The sequence below is a fragment of the Lentisphaerota bacterium genome (genome assembly GCA_016873675.1).
In the GTDB taxonomy this organism is placed as follows: domain Bacteria; phylum Verrucomicrobiota; class Kiritimatiellia; order RFP12; family JAAYNR01; genus VGWG01.
The window spans coordinates 1-23530 of record VGWG01000045.1 but is presented as its reverse complement, the minus strand read 5'-3'; the positions used below and the strand labels follow the sequence as shown (position 1 = coordinate 23530).

19 protein-coding genes are annotated in these 23530 nt (G+C 63.7%); 7 read left to right on the top strand and 12 right to left on the bottom strand.

Annotated elements, in window-relative coordinates; translation table 11 throughout:
- From FJ222_07345 to FJ222_07305, 9 genes are all read right to left on the bottom strand, one after another.
- On the bottom strand, positions 1–533 hold a 533-nt coding region (locus FJ222_07345), incomplete at its 3' end, for a hypothetical protein (protein ID MBM4164240.1).
- Positions 534–591: 58 nt separating this feature from the next.
- A complete protein-coding gene (locus FJ222_07340; GenBank protein ID MBM4164239.1) occupies positions 592–1641 on the bottom strand; it encodes a hypothetical protein in 1050 nt (349 codons plus the stop codon).
- Positions 1638–2747 carry a polysaccharide export protein gene (locus tag FJ222_07335; protein MBM4164238.1) on the bottom strand — a complete coding sequence of 370 codons (1110 nt, stop codon included), beginning with the start codon at positions 2745–2747 and terminating at the stop codon, positions 1638–1640. The genes FJ222_07340 and FJ222_07335 overlap by 4 nt, the downstream gene beginning before the upstream one ends.
- Positions 2744–4900 carry a hypothetical protein gene (locus FJ222_07330; protein ID MBM4164237.1) on the bottom strand — a complete coding sequence of 719 codons (2157 nt, stop codon included), beginning with the start codon at positions 4898–4900 and terminating at the stop codon, positions 2744–2746. Before FJ222_07330 ends, FJ222_07335 begins: the two co-directional genes overlap by 4 nt.
- Before the next feature lie 10 nt (positions 4901–4910).
- The gene (locus FJ222_07325; GenBank protein ID MBM4164236.1) at positions 4911–5741 is read right to left on the bottom strand and encodes a hypothetical protein; all 831 of its coding nucleotides are present in this window, start codon (positions 5739–5741) and stop codon (positions 4911–4913) included.
- The gene (locus FJ222_07320) at positions 5738–6937 is read right to left on the bottom strand and encodes a glycosyltransferase family 4 protein (protein ID MBM4164235.1); all 1200 of its coding nucleotides are present in this window, start codon (positions 6935–6937) and stop codon (positions 5738–5740) included. The genes FJ222_07325 and FJ222_07320 overlap by 4 nt, the downstream gene beginning before the upstream one ends.
- A gap of 9 nt (positions 6938–6946) precedes the next feature.
- Positions 6947–8230, bottom strand: a complete 1284-nt coding sequence (locus FJ222_07315) for a terpene cyclase/mutase family protein (protein ID MBM4164234.1) — start codon at positions 8228–8230, stop codon at positions 6947–6949.
- Positions 8217–9707 carry a methyltransferase domain-containing protein gene (locus tag FJ222_07310; GenBank protein MBM4164233.1) on the bottom strand — a complete coding sequence of 497 codons (1491 nt, stop codon included), beginning with the start codon at positions 9705–9707 and terminating at the stop codon, positions 8217–8219. The genes FJ222_07315 and FJ222_07310 overlap by 14 nt, the downstream gene beginning before the upstream one ends.
- On the bottom strand, positions 9638–11035 hold the full coding sequence (locus FJ222_07305; GenBank protein ID MBM4164232.1) for an O-antigen ligase family protein: 1398 nt from the start codon (positions 11033–11035) through the stop codon (positions 9638–9640). The genes FJ222_07310 and FJ222_07305 overlap by 70 nt, the downstream gene beginning before the upstream one ends.
- 14 nt (positions 11036–11049) lie before the next feature.
- Here FJ222_07305 and FJ222_07300 point away from each other — a divergent pair, with 14 nt between their 5' ends.
- From FJ222_07300 to FJ222_07285, 4 genes are read left to right on the top strand one after another with little or no spacing between them, the layout of a single operon-like run.
- On the top strand, positions 11050–12648 hold the full coding sequence (locus FJ222_07300) for a WecB/TagA/CpsF family glycosyltransferase (protein MBM4164231.1): 1599 nt from the start codon (positions 11050–11052) through the stop codon (positions 12646–12648).
- On the top strand, positions 12645–13940 hold the full coding sequence (locus tag FJ222_07295; GenBank protein MBM4164230.1) for a glycosyltransferase family 4 protein: 1296 nt from the start codon (positions 12645–12647) through the stop codon (positions 13938–13940). The genes FJ222_07300 and FJ222_07295 overlap by 4 nt, the downstream gene beginning before the upstream one ends.
- Positions 13937–15109 (top strand): glycosyltransferase family 4 protein, encoded by a 1173-nt coding sequence (locus FJ222_07290; protein ID MBM4164229.1) that lies wholly within the window; start codon positions 13937–13939, stop codon positions 15107–15109. The genes FJ222_07295 and FJ222_07290 overlap by 4 nt, the downstream gene beginning before the upstream one ends.
- 26 nt (positions 15110–15135) lie before the next feature.
- Positions 15136–15999, top strand: a complete 864-nt coding sequence (locus tag FJ222_07285) for a glycosyltransferase (GenBank protein MBM4164228.1) — start codon at positions 15136–15138, stop codon at positions 15997–15999.
- Between the two features lie 50 nt (positions 16000–16049).
- Here FJ222_07285 and FJ222_07280 read toward each other — a convergent pair whose 3' ends face one another.
- Complete coding sequence (locus FJ222_07280) at positions 16050–17417, bottom strand: nucleotide sugar dehydrogenase (protein MBM4164227.1); 1368 nt, start codon at positions 17415–17417, stop codon at positions 16050–16052.
- A 92-nt stretch (positions 17418–17509) separates the two neighbouring features.
- Between FJ222_07280 and FJ222_07275 the strand changes: the two genes are divergently transcribed.
- The 3 genes from FJ222_07275 to FJ222_07265 all read left to right on the top strand — a co-directional run bounded on the left by FJ222_07275 (position 17510) and on the right by FJ222_07265 (position 21158).
- A complete protein-coding gene (locus FJ222_07275; protein MBM4164226.1) occupies positions 17510–18469 on the top strand; it encodes a metallophosphoesterase in 960 nt (319 codons plus the stop codon).
- 907 nt (positions 18470–19376) lie between these two features.
- Entirely contained in the window at positions 19377–20753 is a 1377-nt protein-coding gene (locus FJ222_07270) for a hypothetical protein (GenBank protein MBM4164225.1), read from the top strand.
- Entirely contained in the window at positions 20754–21158 is a 405-nt protein-coding gene (locus FJ222_07265; protein MBM4164224.1) for a helix-turn-helix domain-containing protein, read from the top strand. It begins immediately after the preceding gene.
- Between the two features lie 81 nt (positions 21159–21239).
- Here FJ222_07265 and FJ222_07260 read toward each other — a convergent pair whose 3' ends face one another.
- Together FJ222_07260 and FJ222_07255 are read right to left on the bottom strand one after the other, a co-directional pair.
- Entirely contained in the window at positions 21240–21764 is a 525-nt protein-coding gene (locus tag FJ222_07260; protein ID MBM4164223.1) for an undecaprenyl-diphosphate phosphatase, read from the bottom strand.
- A 48-nt stretch (positions 21765–21812) separates the two neighbouring features.
- Positions 21813–23530: IS1634 family transposase (locus FJ222_07255; protein MBM4164222.1), on the bottom strand; the 1718-nt coding region annotated here is incomplete at its 5' end.

Sequence of the window (23530 nt, the reverse complement as noted above, 5' to 3'; positions counted from 1 at the left end):
AGGACGCCATTGAGGAAGGACAGCACGGCCACGATCCTGGCGCGGAAGAGGGCGGTGAACGCATTGTTCATCGCATCCTTGAAGATCGTGGCGGCGAGAAGACTTCCGGCCGGAAGGAGCACTCCCGCGAGATCGACCCGGAACGTGCGCTCCAGAAGCGGCCGCGCCAGAATGAGCGCCACGACGGCGATGGCCGCGGCCGCCTGTTGCAGGGCCAGGACGCGGAGCAGAAACCGGCGGAGACCGGCTTTGTTCCGGGTGGCCACCAGTTCGGGAACAAAACGCAAAATGGCCACGTCGAGACCCATCGCGCAAAGGATGGCCAGGAATTCCATGATGCTGCGCGCCAGCACGAAACGGCCATACTCCACCGGCCCAAGCAAACGCACGGTCAGAACGGAGAGCCCCATGTAGACGAAGAGCATGGCCGCCTTGTTGGCGACCATCCAAGGAACACCCGAGACGGCCTCCCGAGAGAAGAAAGCGGTCGAATCCTCTTCCCCTGCTCCTTGTTTCCGAGCATCCATCACCATGAACCGATCCTCCGCAACCCATCGCTCGCATCCGGAAACGATGACATCAGCATGGCGCTCACCGGCTCTCCTCCCCGGCGCCGAAGGTGTTCTTGTAGACCTGCGAGGCGCTGCCCGCCGAAACCTTATTGGCAAAAGCCGAGATCGCGGCTTCCACGATCTCGCGCAGCAGGGTGAGACGTTTCGGCGGCACGTACACGATATCGCCCGGCGCAAGCGGCAGGTTGGGATCTTTGCCGGACAGGATGCGTTCGAATCGCACCACGCGCGCTTCCGGCTGAGCGAGCGAACCCCGCACCACCACGAGCCGCCCGTCGGATGTGCCCTTCAGCCCTCGCGCCTCGGTCAGCGCCTGCATCAGGGAGAGCGAGGAGACAAAACCAACCGTTCGCGGGAAATTCACTTCCCCCAGCACATAGATGTTCCGCACCAGCGAAGATGGGATATTAAGGATGTCGCCGTTTCGCAGTTCCACATTCTGGGTCACGTCGCCGCTTTTCATGAGCGACTCGAAATCAACCGGAACAGCCTTTCCGCCCCGCATCAGCACGGCGCCGCGATAATCGGCCATTTCCGCCGTGGAATTCCGGAAGTACCCGGTCCGGATTCCGCGCGCCCGCGCGATCGCATCCAGAATGGTGGTGCGGCCCTCGATCAGGTACGTTCCGGGGTAGTTCAGTTCGCCGAGGATGGTGTAGGTCTGGCTGCCGAAGCGCACCGGAGACACCTGCGCCACACCGCGCACCAGCTTCCCGGAAACCCGTTTCTGCAAGTCCGCGCGAAGGTCGTCAATCGTGCGACCTGCCGCGGCCACGGTTCCGACCATGAGGTACGAGATGTTGCCGCTGGGGTCCACCGGCAATTCCCGGAGACTGCCGTCCTCCCCGTAGATCGAAATGGCCAGCACGTCGCCGATGCCCAGGCGATAGGTGGAATCGGCGGGTGCATTCACGGTCGTGACGGTGTTGGAGGCGAGATCGAACCGCTCGACTTTCACATCAGCCGGCTCCGGGGCGCGGGAACGGAAGATCGCGCATCCGGATGAGAGCACCGTGACGAACGACGCGATCACGAGACCGCAGAGAGGAGATGCAAGAGCCCTGTTCATTGCCCCCCTCCTTGGCTGGGCGACGGCGTGGTGAGGAAGATCGTTTCATCCACCAACTCCGCGCCCACCTCGGACGCGAAGGTGCGGACGAAGGTCAGGATGACCGCGCGGGTCAGGTCACGCGCGAAACGAAACGGCTTCTCGGGGACGTAAACGATATCGCCGGGCATCAAAAGCACATCCGGCTCGCGCCCCTTCAGGATCGCCGCCAAATCGACATCAAAGCTCGTCGGGTTGTTCAGGGCGCCACGCACGATGAGCACCTTGCCGAGCCGGGCCGAAGGCGAATACCCGCCGCCGCGCTCGGACTGTCCCGAGATCAACTCCACCAGCGTCATCCCGTCGGTGTAGCCGGCGGCTTTCTGTTCGCCGACCGCGCCCATCAAGAACACTTCGCGTCCAAGTCCTGAGGCGATGAAGATCACATCGCCGGGCCTCACGTAGATATCCTGCGAGGCATCGCTGCGGTGGATCAGCGCCTCGAAATCGACAGGAACACGCTTTCCGTCGCGCAGGAGATAGCTGTCCCGCAAGGACGCCAGTTCGATGGTCGTGCCGCGGTAGATCCCCTGGGCCAGGCCACCCGCGCGCGCGACGGCCTGCCGCAGGGTCAGCGCGCTATCCAGCGGATAGACATTGGGATACACCACCTTGCCAAGCGCCAGGAAGCGGTTCGCCGCAAACTGGCGTGGCAGGATGGACACGGAAGGGTCGTTGAACATTGGGTTCAGTTTCGCCTCCAGGTCGCGCGCCACATCCGCGGGCGCGCGGCCAACCGCCGGGATCGCCTCCATGAACTGGTAGTACAGCTTGCCGTCCGGGGCCACCGGCGTCACCGCCACCGTCTCAGGAAAGCCGAAGACGGATATCTCAACCACGTCACCGACCGCCAGGCGATAGGTGGCGGGGTCGTATGGTTTGAAGCAGCTTGCATCAAGTTTCGACGCGGCCTTGACGGAATCCCCTGCCGGCTGTTCGACCGGCGATTGCACGCCCGCGCCAATCGGCGGCGCCGGGTGTGTCCGGCATCCCGTTCCGACGATCGCTGCCCACAGCCCGGCCAGGACCATCAACGCTGTGGCACATGCGTGGCGGTGCGGGGTCACAGGCGGCCCCCGCCCTCGGAAGACGCTCGATTCAGGATCATGCCGAGTGGATGGATCCCGGCGCGGTCGAGCGCGTCAAAGGCCTTGCCGACAACCGGACGGGTGGATAGAGAAACAGAGGCGACCCAGAGCGAATGATCCGTCATGCCGGCCAACATCCGGGCACTGACTTCATCGGACACCCAGGCGGGTGACTCGACGATGACACATCCGTACCGCGACCGCAGCGTATCCATGAACCGCCGCATGGCGCTTCCGTGCATCCGCTCAGGCAAGTCCCCGGAGTCCTGTCTCAGCTTGAAGCACGCAACATCCTCCTGCGAGAACACCACGTCGTCCCACGCCGCCTTCCCTGCCAGGTACTCCTCGATGCCGGATCGGCTTCCCGCCTGGGACAGCCACGGATTTGGCCCGGGATCGAAGTCAACACAGGCTGTCTTGACTCCGAGGGCGGCCCAGTACCGCGCCGCCTGGAAGGCAAAGGTGCTCTTGCCGTCGCCGGGCAGGGCGCTGAGCACGGATAACACCCGAGCCCCCTCGGGTGCCGGGAGCATGGTCATTCGCTGGTATAGGGATCGGCAAACAGGCAGAAAGGCCGCCGGGATGGCGGAGTCGGACGAGGCTGAAACCGTTCCCAGGCAGGGGATCGTATACAACCTCTCGATTTGTCCGGCGGATTTCAGCCTCGGATCCGTCAATTCCAAAACCAGACACAACACGGTCCCCGCGATGGTTCCGAAGATCAATGCCAGGATAGGCAGTACAGAGGCCAGCTTGCCTCTCGACATGGCGGCGGTGTGGGCGGACTCGAGGAGTTCGAAATCGCACATGTCGAGATCGGCCGTTGCCATCGCATCGGCCGCGCTTCGCTCCAGGCTTCGACAGAGCGCCTCGGCCGCGGTATGCCGCTCGTGGAATCCGGCGAGTTCGATTTGCTGCTGCGGCAGGTAGGCGTATTTCGCCTTCAAATCCGCCTCCTGCCGTTCGACCTGCTCGACCGATCGGTTGAACACCTCCTGCTCGGCCTCCAGGCGCAGGACCTCCATCCGTAGTTCCTGCTTGTCGGGATTCGGGACGTAGACTTTCTCCCGGCTTTCGTTGTAGGCCGGCTCGGCCATGGTCCGGCGCATTTCCCTGATGCTGTCTTCCATCTGCAGGACGCGGGGATTCTGGGGGCCATAACGCGTCCTGGCATCCATGAGCGCGACTTCCGCATTCGAAATCCGCCGTTTCAGCGGGTTATCCTCAAAGGACTCCCGAACCACCTCGTCGGGCATCTCCTTGATCATGCGCTGGTAGTTCGCGATTCGGACCGTTTGTGCATCGCGCGCAATGCGGGCAGCGTGAAGCCGCTCGCTGACGGCCACCATGCTGTCGAGAAACGCCTTGGTTTCCGCGTCGACCTCCAGCAATTGCCGCTGGGTCTGAAAAGCCGTCAAGGCTTCCCGGGCGGCGTTCGCCTTGGCAGACGCCGCGTCGGCCTGACGCTTGAACTGCTCGGCCATTTGTACGGCCTGGTTCCGGTAGAAGTCCCGGTTGTCTTCAATCCCCACCCGGGCCACTTCATTGGCCGCGGCAATGGCCATCTCCCTGCTCGGCATGAACCCGACACGGAGAAGAACGATCTCAGACTGCTTGTCGGACTTGGTCTGGACACGCCAGCCGAGTTCCGCCGGGCTCATGTCCACGCTCACCTGTTCCACCACCTTCTTCAGGTTGGTTCCACGGTGCAACAAGCTTAGCGCCGTTCCGCGGGACAAGCCCTTGATCGTCACCGTATTCCCGGCAGAGGAAAGCACCTGCTTCTGGCGATCCACCCGATACAGCAGCGACGCTCGCGCTTCGTACTGGGGACGGCCCATCCGGATCCGCCCGACGAGCCCCAGTGCGGCCGCAACGGCGGCCAGCAACACGACGATCCACAGGCGCCGACGCAACCCGCGCGCCAGTTGGGGCCAGTCGATCAACTGAATCGCGGTCTCGGGCGTGACCGGTCGTCGCAACGGTATCCGTGAACCGCCCGGCCGCGGCGCCGTCTCTCCCGCTTGCGCCGGGGCGGCGGGGCGCACGGACAGAGGTTTCGCCGGGTCGGTTCCCGCGAACTGATCGCGCACACTGAACTCGTCTTCTGATGGACCGTTGGTGTCTTTCATGCCCGTCCCGTCACGAGAACTGCTTCTCGAAGTCGTTTACGATCATCTCCAGCATCGCAAAATCGATTGCCGTCTTGTGCAATAAACAGGCGCGGTCCACAGCCAGTTTGCAGACGCGGTTGATCTGGCGTGGACACCCCTTGGAGAAACCGTATAGCAGAGCGAGGCCCTCCGCGTCGAACACATCGAGAGCCATGGCATTCGCCACCGCCAACCGGTGGCGGACGTACACCGGCACTTCTTCGCGCTCAAGATAGCCCAAATGGTAGATGAGACCCATCCGCTGGTGCACCTGCGGCAGGGCGCGAAGTCGGGACTTCAATTCCGGCTGGCCGGAGAGGACCACGCTGACCTGCGCGCCTCTCGACCCGACCGGATTGGTCAAACACTTGACCGTGTCCAGACAAGCCTCGTTCATAAGCTGCGCCTCATCGAGAATCATCAGCAGGTGCCGCCCCGATGCGACGATGTGGCGGTCCAGCAGCCGGTGGAACTCGCGGCGCAAGGCGTCAACATCGCTCTCCGTTTCACGGGACTCCGAGCCTCCAAGTTGGCGATTGATCTCCACCAGCACGCCGGCCGGCGATTCCGGGGCCGTGAACACCGTGATGACGCGGTACAGGTCAGGAGGCAGGCGATTGACCAGCACCTGCAGGGTCATGGTCTTGCCGGCGCCGATCTCGCCCGTGATCGCCGCCAGCCCCATGGCCCGGTCGCTGGCGAAGTACAGCAGGCGCGCCAGGGCCTCGCCATGCGCGCGGCTTTCGAAGAAGAAATCGGGATCGGGGCCCGCGTCGAACGGGGGCCGGGCCAGTTTCCAGAAATCCAGGTAGTTGATCATGGTTCCCCGATCATCTCGCCGAGGGTTGCCTTCATCCGTTCGACATACGGCGTGAAGGCATATTCGCGGTTCACGAACGCGCGCCCCTGCTCGCCCAGCCGTCGTGCCTCGTCCTTGCGGGCGAGCAGGAAGTCGATCTTCTCCGCCATCGCGCGCAGATCCATCCAGGGGATCAGGAATCCGGTCTCCCCGTCGCGCAGCCAATCCCGGATGCCACCCGCATCGAAGCCGACAACCGGCAGTCCGTAGCGCAGCACTTCCAATCCGATGGTGGCAATCGGCTCCGGCCAGAGCGAAGGCACCGCCACCAGCGTCGCCTCGCGATAGTATCCGGCCATTTTCTCGAAGGGCACGAAGCCCGGGAATTCGACGCGATCCGCGATGCCCAACCGGCGGGCCAGCGCCTCGCAGGCCCCCTGGTGCGAACCGGAACCCAGCACGGTCAGCCGGAACGGCTGTTTACAGAGCGCCAGCGCCCGCAGCAATGCATCGAGTCCCTTCCCGCGGATGATCTGGCCGGCGAAGACGATCCGGTTGGTCGCCGCGAAGGTGCTCTGGAAGGCATCCCCCGACGGGGGCGGAATCGGCGGAAAGATATGGATCCGTTCCGGCGCGAAGCCCTGCCGGATGAGCTCATCGCGCATGTAGGCCGTCACCACGAACATGGCCGAGAACTTCCGGTTCAACTCGATGCAGCGCATTTGCCGGCGATAGCCGACCCAGCGCACTCCGAAGCGTCCGCGCATCCGGTCGCGCTTGAGGAAGGCCAGGCAAGGGAACAGGCAGCAGGGACCCGCTTTTCGCGTGCAGATGCGCCGGCTCCAGGGGAAGTATTTGTAGCTGCGCATGCAGTAGATGTCGTGATCGTGTTCCATGCGGACGAGCGGACCGCCCCACTCCGTAAGCGCTTCGAGCACGGGATTGGCAATGCACTTGTGGACATAGACGAGATCCGGCGCGGATTGACGCAGTACGCCGGCCACGCGGTTTCGAGTCTCGTCCGGCTGGCCATCGAACGCAACCGGGTGGCTGACGGGAAACAGGGCTTCGAATGCCGCCTCGTCTTTCCCGCTTCGATTCCAATACAGGCATTCGAGGCGGAACGTCTTGGCCAGATGCGGCGCGGTCACCAGGATATTCTGTTCGGCCCCTGCGAGTCGGCCGAACGTCTCGTGAACAAAAAGAATTTTCTTCATTCGCGACTCCTACAGAAGATCCACGTCCGCCCACGACGTACGTTTGCGCCAGACAAAAAGCGGTTCGCCGCGGCGCCGGATCGCGAGGCTATCCGCATCTTCCGTCATTTCCGCCGGGCGACCGCGTACAAGCACCTCGCGGGAGACCTTTCCGGCCTCCCGTCGTTGCGACGTGTTTGTGGCGGTCCTGTTCGCCAGCAACGCGAACACGTGGGCGGTCCAGCCGCACACGGGTATCGCATCCCGCCAGTCCGGCGGATCCCGCGGCGGCAGGCCGGTTCCAAACCCGACCGCCGTATCGAATCCCCCCGATTCCGACTGCAACGCCAGCAGCCAGCCGATCTGTCGTTGCCAACGCGCTTCATCCCGTCGCCCCGAGCGGTTCAGAGCCAACAGGGCGCCGGCCGTGGCGCCCGTGAAAAGCGGCGTCACGCGATGCGGACGGCCGGCAAACATCGCGCAGGCTATCCCCCCATCGTCCTGGAAGGCCCCGTTGACAAACCCGGCCAGGGCTTCGCCGCATTCCCCGAAACGCCGGTCGCCGGTCACGCGATGCAACAACGCCAGCGCCGGCAGACACCGGGAAGCCTGATACGGGGATGCCGTTCCGCGGTCGGTGCTGGTCACCGGCATCGCGCCGGCCAGGGGTCCATCGCGGAACTGGCTTTTCAGCAGGGACTCCGCCGCGCCGGCGATGTAAGGAGCCCATCGCTCCGTTGTGCCCGCGAGCCCGCCGTACTCGAACAGCGTTTCGACGATGGCCGCCACGGCGGGCGGCGAATAGACCTCGAAATCGCTTTGCAGCCAGTTGTTGAACGTCCGCAGCGTTTTGTTCCAGAGCGCCTTGATCAAACGCTCTTCCACGAAGCGTTCCACCATGGATGCCGAACCCTCCGGCCACGCCCGTCCGGCCTCCCGCAGATAGCGTCCGGCGCGCAGGACGGCGGCCATGACAGCGGGTTCATGCGGCATGCCGCCTTCCAGGGGATTCAGATCGAAAGACGAATTCCGGAACGAACCGTCAGCGAGTTGCGCGGACTGGAGGTCCCGGCAAGCCCGTTCGATACGATCCAGATAAGCCGGATTCCGCGTGCCCCGATGGAGGGCGATCCATCCGTCGAGCAGCCCTTCCCAGCGCCAGTCGTGCGAGGGTCCGCACCAGGCCATGGACACACCGCGCAGGCCCACGGACGGGCCGTAGAAGCCGCCCGCGCCATGCTGGGTTTCCAGCCAGCCTTCCAGGGCGGCAAGCGCCCCCGCTTCGGGCATGACCGTTGGGTTACTCGACTTCATAAACAAGCACCGAGCTGTATTTGCGGAATCCGCCGCGAACCACGAATCGTTGCCCAGCCCAATCGGACACCCGGTCCGCCCGTCCGTGCATCCCGATCTTGCGGCACATCCCGGCCACCAGGGCCGCGCATTTCAGGAAGACCGGTTGCAGGCCCAAAGCCTCCGTGACACGGAACCCGGCCTGCTCCAACAGCCGCTCGATCTGGGCCGGTTCAAACTTACGCTCCGGACCGCGGTTCCAGTTGCGCCCCAGCGCGTAGTTCTTCTCCCGCATTCGGCGGTAGCGGTACAGATGCGGATAGAACCGGTTGGACACCAGGATCAAGGCCCGACCGCCGGTTGCCAGCACACGGCGCATTTCGCGCAACAGCGGAAGCGGGTCTTCGAAATGCTCAAGCCGCTCGTAGCAGGAGATCGCCTGCACATGGCCGTCCGGAAGGGGAATCGCCACACGGTCCGCCCCGGCATTTACGATGCAAGCGACATGGCCGGGGGGAGAGAGCCGCCCGAACCGCTCCTGAATGTAGCGCGCGATACCGGGGGTCAGGTCGTAGGCGTACACGGTTTCAGCCTGTCGGCCCGCCGTATTCAGCAGTTGATAGACCACGTCCCCGTTGAAAGACAGCACGTCGAGAATCTTCGGATGGTCATGCCGGGCGAGCATCATGCCCAGCCGGCCGGTCATGAATTGAAACACCGGAGAAGAGCGCGAATCGGGATCCACGTGCAGGGTTTTGCCGTCAATATGCACGCCCTTGTACCACAGCAGTTTGTCGCGAAAATCGGCCGTCTGGACCAGCGACCAGAGATGGGGGCGGATATCGGCGTGAAAACGCGGACGGGACCTTGAACACCCGTCAAACTCCAGGACCTCCGGGACCGGGCGGTGATTGGGCGCGGGTGGGTCATCATCGCGCCAGCCGACGCAAACGAGCCCGAAACAGCGGAGGAATGGCGGCGCTCCGAGCGCCTTTCCGATGCCGGTCGGCCTGCGAATCCCACCCAGGTAGATGGCCCCGAGCCCATGCGCCTCCGCCGCCAGCAACAGTCCTCCGATGGCGATCCCAACGGTGACCTCCGCGGTGTTGCAGGGGTTGCGCGTCTCCAGCGAAGTGTCGTAGAAGACGGCGAGCAGAACCGGCGCGTCGTACAGGTAGGACTGCTGGGCATCGCTGAGCCTGGACAGCTTGGTCTTGAGCGTCGGGTCCGTCACCGCCACGAAGTGCCACAGTTGCCGGTTGCAGGCGGTGGGGAGCAGTGTCGCCGCCCGGACCATGCGCTCCAGCAACTCCCGGGGCACCGGCTCATCCTTGAACATCCGGGTACTGCGCCGCCCCTCCAGCAGGGCCATGAACGCATCCCCGACACGGGACACGCCTCCCACAGTCGGCATTCTGTTCGTTTCCGTCATGTGTAGACCGGTTCCAAGGCGGGCCTGGTGTCCGACGCTTTCCCTTGCCCGCGTTTCGCGTACCATGCCGCCACGCCGACGCCCATGAAGATCATCGTCATGGAGAACATCGGCGTTTGCCGGTATCCCAGTTGGAGAAGGCTCTGGACGTGGTTGACGAGAATCGCCGTGCAACCGGCAAGAGCCAGCGTGGCCAGCAGATCTTTCTTTCCGCGAAGATAGAAGGGAATGAGCAAAAGGAAGTACCGTCCCCAGAGCAGGGCCAGCGCGAAGACGCCGGGCCAGCCCATTTCACCGAGCGTCAGATACCAATTGTTGTGCGCGGGCGTGCCGGGCGGCAGATCGGGGTCCACGATCTCGGCATATCGGCTCCAGGACCAGGCGGAGAAGTTGCCCAGTCCGACACCGAAGGCATGATCCTGCGCCATGAGCTTCGCCTGATCGTTGTACTTGCCTCGATACTCCATGTCTTTGGCGGCGTTCTGCTCGCCCACGAACCGGCCCGAGAGCGTGTCCATCGCAATGGCCAGAACGACGCCAGCCATGAGTACGCCCAGCAGGAGAAGCGCCATGTTCTTGACGTTCAAATGACGCGGCAACAGCGCCATCGCATTCACCCAGACGCCGACCAACAGGGCGGCCAACCCGCCGCGGGAAATCGTGAGAATCACGCCAATGGCGGAAAGCGCCGTTAGAAACCCCCAGAACATGCTGGACAGCCACTTCCCTGAAAACAGCACGAACGCGAAGGAGAACGACCCCAGCATAGCCATATACGTGGCCAGGCTGTTTGGATGCCCCAGCGTGGCCTGCACGCGATGGACGCCGTGCAGGTATCGCGATGCAAGGGCCAGATATCCCATGTACAGCACGGCGGCGCCGATGCCCCACAACAGATCCCGCGCCGCCCGATCGCTCCTCGCATAGTTGACAATCACCCAGAAGAGCAGATACCCGCGCATGATCTTGAACAGTTCGAACAGCGGGTACAATCCCACTTCGAACTGCTCGTACGGCACCCGGATTGCAACGGGCGGAACCGGAAGCGAGGGACCGGCCATGGTCCAGGACACGAACCCGACCAGAAGATACAGCAACGTGGGGATCGCCATGGGCGGGATCCAGCGTGGGGGATAGTCCTTGCGCTTAACCAGCATGAAGCCGGCCAGGACAAGAGCGCACAGATCCGCAAGCGTCACCTCGAACCCGCGGGTATTGGCCCGGTAGAACTCGCGGGAGACGAAATTGATGCCGACCATGTTCGGCTCGCAGGTGGCCCAGACCATCAGCATCACCACCCAGCGCGTCAACGCGGGGCGAACCAGGCAGGCCGCCATACCCAGCGGCACACCCAACAGCGCGACGAGCAGGAATATGATATACTTGCTTTCCATGGCAATGCGCTGAAATGTCTTCCTTTGTCGTTGGGAACATTGTATGGTACAGATGCATGAAGGTCAATCCTGAAAGGAGTCCCATGCCGCCGCCTAGATTCGAATCCGAAGTGAACCGCTATGCGTCGCCGGCCGTGTGTTCGCCGCCCGCCGTCGTCATCCTGGGGCTTCCCTTCCACAATGTCTCCTTCGCGGATACCGTGGAATGGGTGCGGCAGCGGGTCCGCTCGCGCCGCCCCGCCTACATTGCCACGGCCAATATGGACTTCGTGACGCAGGCCTGGCGGGATCCGGAATTGCAGCGCATCCTGCTGGATGCCGATCTGGTCGTGGCGGACGGCATTCCCATTGTCTGGCTGTCCCGTATTCTCGGGTACCCGCTGAAGGAACGGGTGACCGGCAGCGACCTGGTGCCGCTGTTTGCCGGGCTCGCCGCCCGTGAAGGGTTCTCGCTCTACGGTCTCGGCGGCGCGGAAGGCGTTGCGAAAAAAGCCCTCGATACGCTCGCGGCGCGGAATCCGGGCATGCGGATCGCCGGGTTCTATTCGCCGCCCAAGGCGGATATCATTGACATGGACAACCCCGGGATCCTGGCGCGTCTCGCTGAGGCGACCCCGGATATCCTCCTGGTCGCCTTCGGCGGGCCCAAACAGGAGAAGTGGTGCAACATGCACATCCGGCAATGGAAGGTGCCAGTGGCCATCGGGATCGGCGGGTCGCTCGATTTCCTCGCCGGCGCGCAGAAGCGCGCGCCGCGCTGGGTCCAGAAGCTCGCCCTGGAGTGGCTGTGGCGCATGTTGTCGGATCCGCCCAGGTTGTTCCGCCGCTATGTCGCCAATATCGCCTTTTTCTTTTCCGCGATCTTGCGCCTCCTGTGGTTGCGCTATGGACCCGTTCCGTCAACCCCGAAGCCTTCCGCCGGACCGCGGACCGTAGTGGCGCCAGATAGCTCCTCCGCGCACCGGGTCGTTTACCCCGGTTCCGCCGACGCCGAGGCATCGAAGGCCTTTCGAGCCGCCTGCGACGCGGCCTCCGGTCTGCCGCTTGTCGTGGATCTTGCGGGCCGGGACTGGCTGGATATCCGGGAACTCGGCGAAATCCTGGAGATTCACCGGCATTGTCGTTCCGTGCAACGATGGATGGGCGTCGTGGCATCGCATCCCCGGCTAGCGCGTATGTTGCGCTTCGTGCGCCTGGATCGCTATCTCAATCTGGCCGATGATATGGCGGAGGCCCTCGATATGCTCAACGCCTGGAAGGCGGCCGACAGGAAAGGCGGTGTTTCCATCGAGACGGACCGGCGATTGCGCGTCGTCCTGCCGACGGAGCTGACCGCCGCCAATGCGGGCGAATTCAAGGCGGGGCTGGAAGCGGCATGGGACCGGATGGCGGCGGACGGCGATGTGGCGGGGGTGGTTGTGGACGCGGCCGCCGTTCGTTTCCTCGATAGCGCCGGTCTAGGCGCGCTGGTCGCGCTACGCAAGCGCGCGTTGCCGCTGCCCGGCGGATTCCGCTGTTCCGGCTTCCAGGGAAATGCCCGCCAGACATTGAAGATCGCCCGCATGGAAGCCTGCTTTACGGACGATGCAGCCGCGATCGGAGGCGCGGCATGACCCCGCCGGTCAACCCTTCGCGCGCGGAAACGCCGCCGTTCTCCGGCAAGGTGGCCCATGTCATGCGCCGCTTCGTGCCCGCCAAGTGGGGCGGCACCGAGAGCGTGGTCTTCAACCTGGCCCGCTCGTTCATCAGCGGCGGCATGGAGAGCCCGGTGTTTTGCACGGATATGTTCGCCAAACCGGGCACGGAGCCGTTCGACGGTGTGCCCATTCACCGCTTCCGCTACGTCTTTCCATGGCTTTTCCTGGGGGATGAGGCGCGCGCGAAACTCCGCCTGAAGGGCGGGAGCCCTCTATCTTTCGGCCTGTTCCACGCCCTGCTGCGCGAGCGGGGGCTGACCGTGATTCACGCCCACGCCCAGCACCGGCTGGGCGGTATTGCCCGCACCGTGGCCCGTCTGCGAAGGATCCCGTATGTCGTCAGCATCCACGGCGGCTATCTGACGCTGCCGGATGACCAGTCGCGCCAGATGCAGGATCCGTTCCGGGGCAAGCCCGAATGGGGCAAGCTGTTTGGCTGGCTGCTTGGTGCCCGGCGCGTGCTGGAGGATGCCGACGCCATTCTCTGTGTCGGGCGCGACGAGCACGAGCAGATGCGCGCGCGCTTCGGCGACAAGGCGCACTATGTCCCCAACGGCGTCCGCACGGATCTCTTCCGCAAGGCCAATGCCGCCGCGTTCCGCCGGCATGCCGGGTTGCGGCCGGGCGAGAAGCTGGCGCTTTGCGTCTCGCGTATTGATTACCAGAAGAACCAACTGCTTCTTGTGCGCGCCTTCGCGCGGTTCGCCGCCACGCGGCCCGAATGGAAACTGGCGCTGATCGGGGCCGTGACCGTCGAGGCTTACCGGGACCGGATTGTGGAGGAGGTTCGACGGGCCGGCCTGCAGGACCGGGTGCTTGTGATTCCCGGCTTTCCGCCCGATGACCCACTGCTGCCCGCCGCCTACAAGGCGGCGGATGTGTTCGTGCTGCCGACCGTGCATGAGCCCTTCGGCATCGTTATTCTCGAAGCCTGGGCCGCCGGTGTGCCGGTCATCGCCAGCCGCGTGGGCGGCATTCCGGGCTTCTCGCATGACGGACAGGATATCCTGCTGTTCGAAAAGGATGATGAGGATGGACTGCTGGAGCGGCTTGTCCGCCTGGACGCCGATGCCCCGCTGCGCGAACGGCTGAAAGACCAGGCCGCGCGCGAGGTCGGCCGCTACGATTGGGCGGCCGTCGCCCGCCAGGTGGGCGCCATCTACCAGGCGGCGATAGAGAGACGACAGGAGATGGGAGCCACCAAATGAATATCGGTTTTTCGGCTTGCGTGCTCCAAGGCGGCCGCACGGGCGTGGCCTCGTACGTCGTCAATCTCCTGCATTCGCTGCAGGAAACGGATGCGGTCAACACCTACGACGTGATCCTGCCTGCCTCGGACGCCTCCCTGATCCGCGACGGCTTCCCGCGCTTTCGCAAGCACGTTCTTTCGAACGCCCTGGGCCGCCCGGTTCCCAATATCCTATGGCACAATCTGGCGCTGCCCGGCCGCAGCCAGCGGGAACATTACGACCTGGTCCACATCCCCAGTTACCGCCGTCTGCCCGTACTCAAAGGGACGCGCGTCGTTGCGACCGTCCACGATCTGGCTACGCTCCATCTGGATGGCAAGTACGACGCGGCCCGCATGTTCTACAACCGCCGCATCGTGCCGACCCAGATCCGCCGCGCCGATCACGTCATCACCGTCAGCCGCTTCACGGCCGGGGATCTGGTCAATCTGATCGGCTATCCCGCGGAGAAGATCACCGTCATCTATCCCGGTATTCACCGTCAGCACTATCGCCCCGTTGCCGGAGGCGAGGCGCGGATGCGCCTCCGTGAGCGCTACAAGCTGGAGGGGCCGTTTGTCGTGTTTGTGTCGCGGGTGGAACACCCGGCCAAGAATCATCTGAGCCTGATTCAGGCATTCGAACGTATGAAGGCGCGCAAGCCCTCCGACCTCAAGCTGGTGCTGGCCGGCGCGGATTGGAACGGCGCCGACATGGTCAAGGACTACGCCGCCCGCAGCCCGGTCGCCCGCGATGTGGTTTTCACCGGATTTGTGCCGCTCGAGGATATCCCGTGTTTCTACTCCGCTTGCGAGGTCATGGCCTATCCGTCGCTGTTCGAGGGCTTCGGCTTTCCGATTGTCGAGGCCATGGCCTGTGGCGCGCCGGTCATCTGCTCGAATACCACATCCATGAAGGAAATCGCGGCCGACCTGGCGCCGACCTTCGATCCGTTGAACGTGGACGCGATCGCCGGCGCGCTGGAAGGGGCGCTGCAACGGCGGAAAGATGCCGGACTGGCGGCGCGCGGCATCGCCTACGCCGCCACCTTCGACTGGCGGGAGACCGCCCGCAAGGTGGTAGAGGTCTACCGGCGAGTCGCCGGGGGGCAGTTGATGCCCCCGGGGTGCCCAGATGTCACGTCCTGAGAACAACATCCAACAAGGAGCATCCAATGAATAGGGATGTCGTCGCGATTATCATGCGCTCGAAAGACGAGATGCCATATGCCGTCACCGCGCTGGAACGACTGGCGAGCCAGAGTTGGAGGGAATGGACCCTCTACAATGTGGACTCCGGATCGAAAGACGGCACCCTGGAGACCGTGCGGAAGTTCAATCCCGACCGGATCACCGAAATCCCTCCTTCGGCGTATGTTCCGGGCAAGGTGCTGAACGAGATGATCGCGCGCACCCGCGAGGAGTTCATCGTGTTTCTCAACGCCGATGCCATTCCGCTGAACGAGTTTTGGCTCGAACGGTTGCTGCGGCCGCTACTGGACGGAACGGCTGATGCCACGATGAGCAAACAGCATGCGCGCCCGGATGCACGCTTCATCGTGGACTACGACTACCGCCGCGCGTACGACCCGAAGAACATCAAGGAAGAGAACGAGGATTTCTTCTCGGCCGTCGCCTGCGCCTTCCGCCGGTCATGGTGGAACCGGATCAAGTTCCCCGAATCCGGTTACGCGGAGGATCTCGCCTGGGCGAAGGCAATCCGCGAGCAGGGTGCCCGCCTGAAATTGGTGCTCGATTCGGAGGTCGAGCATTCGCACAACTACACGCTGAAGGGGTTATACCGAAAAAAAGTCCGTCACGGGGAAACCTACCACCGCATGTACGGACAGCAGCCCCGGGCCATGCGGCAGATCTACCTCTGCCTGCGGGAAATCGCGCGCGACTGGCTCCACGCCTGCCGCCGGGTGAAACTGTGCACGATTCCCTACAATCTCGCCTACCGGATCGTTATCCATGTGGCGTTGCACAAGGGGCTGAAGCAGGCGGCGGCGTCTGCCGGGAAGCAGGGATCTCGATAGTGCGTCCGACCTCCATAACACCGCCGCCACGCGGTCGCAGCCCGCGCCGACTACAGGTGCGAAAGGGGCGTCTTCCCGATCGCATAGACTTCAAATCCCAGATCGAAAAGGGCCCGGTGATCCAGGATATTGCGGCCGTCGAAAAGGAAAGCGGGCTTCTCCATGCCTGCAAGAATCGCCCGGTAGTCCAACGCCCGATACTCATTCCATTCGGTCAGCAAGGCGAGGGCATGCGCCCCCTTGGCGGCGCGCAGCGGGTCGGGGTCGAAGGCTACCGCATTGCCCAGATCTGCCAGCTCGCGGCGGGCATTGTCCAGCGCGCGGGGGTCGCTGACCACCACGGCGGCACGCTCCTCCACCAAGCCGCGCACCACCCGGATCGCCGGGCTTTCGCGCGTATCGCCGGTGTCGGCCTTGAAGGCGAACCCGAAGACGGCGATCCGCTTGCCGGCCACGGTCTGGAACATCGCGGTTCGCATCCGCTCGACAAATCGCTCCTCCTGGTAATCGTTCATCCGCACGACCTGCTCCCAATAGGCCGCGACTTCGGGCAGCCCGTGGTGTTCGCACAGATACGCCAGGTTGAGGATGTCCTTCTTGAAACAAGAGCCGCCGAACCCCACGCTAGCGTTCAGAAACCGCGATCCGATGCGCCGGTCCATGCCGATGGCGCGCGACACCTCGACCACGTCCGCATCCGTCCGCTCGCACAGAGCCGACAAGCTGTTGATCGAGCTGATCCGCTGCGCCAGGAACGCATTGGCCGCCAGTTTCGACAGCTCGCTCGACCAGAGATTCGTTGTCAGAATGCGTTCCCGCGGCACCCAGTGGGCATAGATGTCCACCAGTTCGGCCACAGCGCGCCGCCCGGTTTCCGTGTCGTGACCGCCGACGAGGACGCGATCCGGATTCTCCAGATCCTTGATGGCGGTTCCTTCCGCCAGAAATTCCGGATTGGAAAGAACCTCGAAATGCGCTCCGGCGGCTCCGGTTTTCAGAATGCGCTCCATGGCCTCGGCCGTGCGAACCGGCAGCGTGCTCTTCTCGACAATGATCTTGTCCGATGTCGACTGCGCCAGGATTTCGCGCGCGGTTTTCTCCCAGTATTGCAGATCCGCCGCGCGTCCCGCGCCGTGGCCAAAGGTGCGGGTGGGAGTGTTGACGCTGACGAAGATAATGTCCGCCGCTTCAATTCCGCCCTTCACATCCGTGGAGAAAAACAGATTGCGACCCAACGCCGACTTGATCAACGCTTCCAGCCCCGGCTCATAGATCGGCGGCTGACCGGCGCACCAGGCGGCAATTCGTTCGGCGTTGATGTCCACAACGGTAACCCGGTACTCCGGACATTTGCACGCAATCATGGCCATCGTCGGGCCGCCGACGTACCCGGCTCCTATGCACAGGATGTTCTTCATGTTCAGATCTCCCCGTTCTGCGGATTGACCGCGCCTGCCAATACGCTACCATTCTATCGGCGACCATTCAAGGGGCGAGAAACGGCTTCAACATGAGGGCGTCAACGATGGACACTGAACCGGATTTTGCGAGCCTGCAGGCACGCCTCGGCGCAGAACACACGCGCCGCCGCATGGTCCGCCAGACTACGCACATCGCCCGTATTTTCGGCGGCGGACGGGTTCGCGTTCACATCGAGAACATGACCTGGCTGCACGGAATCGTCGCCGTGGGTTTGCGACTGGCGGGCCTTCACCGCCGGGCCAGGCGCAACGCGCTGTCGCCGGTGTTGCATCGCCATTCGGTTCGCATCTCCCATCTGCCTTCTGACTTCAACGGTTTCCGCATGCTCCATCTCTCCGACCTGCATTGCGATGCGGACGCCGATTTCGTGCCCGCGTTGATTCAACGTCTCGCCGGTGTGGAGTACGATGCGTGCGTGATGACCGGCGATTTTCGTCTTCGGACCTTCGGCTCCTACACGCGGGCCATCGCCGGGATGCGGCAGTTGATGGCCGCGATCAAAGCGCCCGCCTGCGCGGTACTGGGCAATCACGACTATCTGGAGATGACCGCCGACCTGGAGGCGATGGGCATCCGCGTCCTGCTCAACGAAGGGGTCCCTTTCGAACGCGGCGGCTCTCGGATCTGGATCGCCGGGGTGGACGATGCGCACTACTACGAAACAGCGGATGTTGAGAAGGCGTCTCGCGCGATCCCGCCGGGCGAGATCGCCATTCTTTTGGCCCATTCACCCGATGTTTATGCTGCCGCCGCAGAAAAGGGATTTGCCGTGATGCTTTGCGGTCATACACACGGCGGCCAGTTGTGCCTGCCGGGGGGGGTGATGGTGCTCAAGAACAGCCGTTCCCCGCGGCGTTTCTGCAAAGGCGCGTGGCAATGCAAAGGGATGAAGGGCTATACATCGAGCGGAACCGGCTCATCTGGATTGGCCGCCCGCTTGAACTGTCCTGCGGAAATCGTGGTGCACCGACTCGAGAAGGAAACCTGAAAATGGGCACGTATTCCGTCAAAGGATCTGGCGCATTCGATGCGCGGCTGGATCGCGATTTCGCGCATGTCGTCCACGCGCTGACGCAATCGGAAGATGCCGCCCTGTGCCGCGCGCTGGTCCTTATCGGCGGCTATGGACGCGGCGAAGGCACTCCGCTGATCGTGGATGGCCGCCAGGAGCCATTCAACGATTACGACTTCGTGGTCGTCTCCGTTGCGATGAGCCGGCGCCACCGGAATGCCGTCCAGGTCCGCCTGCGGCGGCTGGAGCAGCAGCTTTCCCGCGATCTCGGCCTGCCGGTGGATTTGCAGCTCTATCCAGCGAACGGGTTGCCACGCGCCGAGTTCTCGTTGCTCAACTACGAAATGAAATTCGGGCACAAGGTCGTCTGGGGCGATTCGTCCGTGCTTGAAGCCATGCCGGACTATCCGCACGACCGGATTCCCCTCTCGGAGGGCACCCGGTTGCTGCTCAATCGCGGAAAACTGCTGCTGGATGTACGGCGCGCCCTGCGCACAGGCCGGGCACTGAGCGCGGAAGAGAGGTTGCGTTTCACGAAGTTCCTGCTCAAGGCCCAGCTCGCATTCGGCGATTGCGCGCTCCTGATGTCGCGCGCCTACGATCTGAGCTATGCCGTCAAGAAGGAACGGATCGCGGGCCCGCTCGCGTCCAGCGTGCCCGACGCCGCGTTTCTGATCGAGCGCTACCGGGACGCGATCGCGCTCAAGGAATGGGGCGACTTCGCGTTCCTGCCCGCTTATCCGCTGGCCGACGAATTCGAGCGCATCCGGCGCTACTACCTGCGCTTCCTCGCGTGGTACGAGGGCACCCGTGCGCAGGTTACAGCGGTCGAGTTGGCCGCGTATGGCGCGCCGGCGATCACCTCCCCTGACGATGCGCCTCGATGGAAGGCGGCAGTCTGCAACGCGCAAGCCTTTGGCGCGCGCGCACTTTCGATGGGCACGGCACTGTGGCGGGAGCATCCCCGCGAGCGGCTCTATCGCTCGCTCCCGATCCTGCTGGGGGACGAACCGGTAGACGCCGTGGCCGCAGCCGGACTGTTCCGCATGTCCTTTCCGGATCGCGAGGCTGCGGAAGCCCGCTTCTACCGGCTGCAAAAGAGGTTCTCATGAAAAGAAAGTCTTCCATCGGCCTGTTCTTCTTCATTGATGCGTTTGGCTGGGAAGTGTACCAGCGCAACCGCTTCTTTCTGGCCGATCTGGTCAAGGACGCGAAGAAGCTGGAGACCATCCTGGGCTACTCCTCCGCCTGCGACCCTTCCATCATCTCGGGCCTGCTCCCCTCCGAACATCGCATGTGGTCCTCGTTCTACTACGCGCCCGAAACCTGTCCCTACCGCTGGTTGCGGCATCTGCGGATTCTGCCGGATGCCATCTTCAACCGGGGCCGCGTGCGCTATTGGATGAGTCAATGGATCAAGCGCATCCACGGCTTCACCGGCTACTTCATGATCTACAGCGTGCCGTTCCGCGTCCTGCCGTACTTCGACTACTCCGAGAAGCGCAGCATCTGGCGCGAGGGACTGCTGCGCGGCAAGACGATCTTCAATCGCCTCGACGAACAGGGCCGGCCCTATTTCGTTCATGCCAGCGGAACCTCCGACCTCCAGCGATTCACCGATCTGCGCGGAGAACTGAAAGCAGGCTCGATTGACCTCGCCTATGTCTCGCTGGGCCGGCTCGACGCCCTGATGCACCGCGTCGGCAACTCCGGAACGGAGATCACGGAACTCCTCCGCTGGTACGACGAGCAAATCCGCGCCACGATCGCCGTCGCCGAAGCGTCCTACGAGAATGTCTCCTGGTACGTCTTCACCGACCACGGCATGCACAACACCACCGGCGGCCACGACCTCATTGCCGACGTCGAACGGCTCGGGCTGGAATACGGAAAGGACTATGTCGCCTTCTATGACGCCACCATGGGGCGGTTCTGGACCCTCAACGACCGCGCCCGCGCCGCGCTCACCGGCCTGCTTGGATCGCATCCGCGGGGGCGGCTGCTGCCCGACGAGGAACTGAAGGCGCTGGGGGTTTTCTTCGACGACCGCATGTACGGCAACCTGATTTTCCTCATGAACTCCGGCATCCAGATCGTGCCCAGCTACATGGGCGCCACGCGCATGCCCGGCCTGCACGGATTTCATCCCCGGGAGGCCGACTCCTACGCCTCCATCCTCAGCAACCGCCCCCTGCCGGAGTCGCTGAGCCGAATCCATCAGATCCACGGTCTCATAGAGCGGGAGGTCGCAGGACGGTAATTGCGGCGCCGAGGCGCGCCAACATTGCGACACCCTACGCATAAGGATACAGTGTCTCGCTGGCTTGATCACCGGGCCATGCCCGGCCACAAGGTGGGGCGGGCGTGGAAGTTCAAGATGTCCGAGGTGGACGAATGGGCCCGGACGGGGAACCCCGGGGTTCGCGAGGAAGGCGCGAGTCAGGCGAAAAGAAAGGCAGTAAGCGATTTTGGGGTAGACAAGGCCGCCATGAACGACGCGACCTTCGGCGTCTCCCTCGTCTGGAGCCCCTGTCCTTACCTGACGGTGACCCCGGCATATCAGTACACCCTGCTGGTGAACTCGGATATTGAGGATGGCGCGGCAGCCCTGTACGAGAAGAAGGAGCGAGCACTCTACAGCCTGAAGGTCACCTACACGTTCTGACAACAGGCGGCGGTTGCCGCCGCGCCGGCCGGCTGCGCTGTCTGCCCGAAACGACCAAGGCGGTTATCTTCCGGTTCAGGTTCAGCCGAAGATCAGCGCCAGCGTCCCGATGAGCCAGCAGTAGGGGGCGAAGAGGGCCAGACCGCCGGTCCGGACCAGGTGCATGACGATGCGCAAGGCCACATAGCCGGTCACGGCCGATGCCAGGAATCCTGCCAGCGACGCACCCGGCGCGACGCCGAGATGACCTGTCGTGGTCAGCACTTGATGAAGCGCCGCGCCGAGGATGATCGGAATCGATAGTAGAAACGCGAACCGGCCGGCCGTCTCGCGGTCCAGCCCGCATAGCAGCCCCACGGAGATCGTGGAGCCGGACCGGGAGATACCGGGAAGAATGGCCAGCGCTTGAGTCAACCCGACCACCCATGCGGCGCCGGCGTTCACGCTCCCGGGCGCGGAACGCCGCGCCTGCGACTTCCGAACCCACCGGGAAAGCACAACCGGCAACGCCAGGATCACCCCCGTGCACATTAAACTGAAGTTCCAGCCTCTTTGCGATGCTCTGCCCATGCTCATCTTGTTGTCAAGCAACAAGATACACTTCAAGCGACGCGCACTTTCCCGTTCCGCTTACTGGGGACATCGCACCCGTGTTCAGGGTGCTTTGACGCCCAGCAGGCGAAACGCCTCGCATTGATGCGCCGTGGCCTCTGTTGGGCGCTGGAAACGAGCGGCGTGCTTGCCTTCCCCGACACGGCAGGTGTTGGAACATAGCGTGGACAACACGCTGAGCAGGCCGTTGAAGTGCCGTAGCGGCAGGCCATCGTGCGAGTGCTTGGTATGCTTCTTGGCCAGCACGCTGTCCGACGCGATGGCCCGCGCAACAGGGTCACGCCTCGCGCGGGCCAGCGCCAGATCCTCCTCCACGAATAACAGGGGCGCCAAGGCTTCACGCATATGCCACTCGACGTAATACGCCAGCATGCACAGGAACATATGAGCGCGAACCCGAGTCTCGATGCGATGGTGGATGGGGCGCATACGCAGATCAAGGCCCTTGAGCGTCCGGAACGCCTTTTCGACGTCGCCCAGTTGCTTGTACGCCCGCACGGCGTCTTCTGCGCTCAGGGTGTCAGCCGACTCGGGCGTGCGAATGATGTAGACTCCATCGAGCGCCTTCTCGCGGGCGATAGAATCTTCCTTGCGCGACCAGCGCAGCAGGTTGTCCGCGATTTCCAGAGCAAAATGCTTGGCGACCTTGTAGCGGTTGACGCCTCGGCCGACCTTCTGGCCGATCTGTGCGGCGCTCAGAGGCTTGGCGGTGCGGCGGGCCACATGGGCGGCCACCTTGGCCAGCCACTTCTCCGTTGCCTCCAGAAGTTCGGTGCGCGTCCGGTCCCGGTCCATGGCCAGCAACGGGTTGAAGCAGGCGATCAGCCGTTCGCCGGGAAAATCGGCATGCGCAATCTCCGCCAGGTTCTGCTGATCGAAGAGGGGCGCATCGGTTTGCCCGCGCGATTCAAGCAGTTTGCGGATGTCCCCGCTACGCAGACACGAGATCCAGCCGCACCCGTCCAGGTTACGCAGTTTCTCGATCTGCGCAGACGTCAGCATGCCACGGTCGCCCACCAATACAAAGCGGCCGATGCCGAAGCGCTTGCGCATGGCGTCGACCTGATCGGGAACCGTTGTCGGATCGCCCGTATTGCCGGGGTAGACGGAAATGGCCACCGGCCGGCCGCCGTCGTCAGTCAGCAGACCGTAGGCTATGGCTGGCAGTTTCAGCCCGTCGCGGTTGTGGCACCGTGCCGCCAGCGGACAATGCGAACCGTAGTAGGAACTGCTCGACAGGTCGTAGAAGACACGGCCGCCGGCGCTCAGATGCCGCTGCGCCAGTTTCTTCTCGATGAACGGCTGGCGCGTCAACACCCAGTCCATGGCCGCGTACAGGTCGTCCTCGTTGGCATCCTGCACGCCGAAGTCGGCGGCAAGGGTCGTGTCGGCGAACCGCGCCACCGTGGCCAGTTTGGAGTCGGGCCGCAACACGCGCTGTGCGACCATGGCCAGCACCAGGTCGCGTTCCCGGCAAGGCTTGGAGGCGATCAACTCCGTCATGGCCAGCCGCTCCATGGTTCCTTGCACGGCGCGGACATGTCCGCAGGGCAGGGACTTTTCGACGACGAAATAGTCCGCCGCACCCACCAGGCGTTCGCCCTTGAGCGCCGCCCGCAGCGCGACCACCGCCTCCGGCGGCAGTGCGGACAGATTGGCCAAGGTCCGCTTGATGGTGCGCCCGCCCGCGCGGTGGTCTGCGCGCAGCAACACGGCGGGCGGGGACGAGCGATTCGGAACGATGTCGATGTACATGGGGA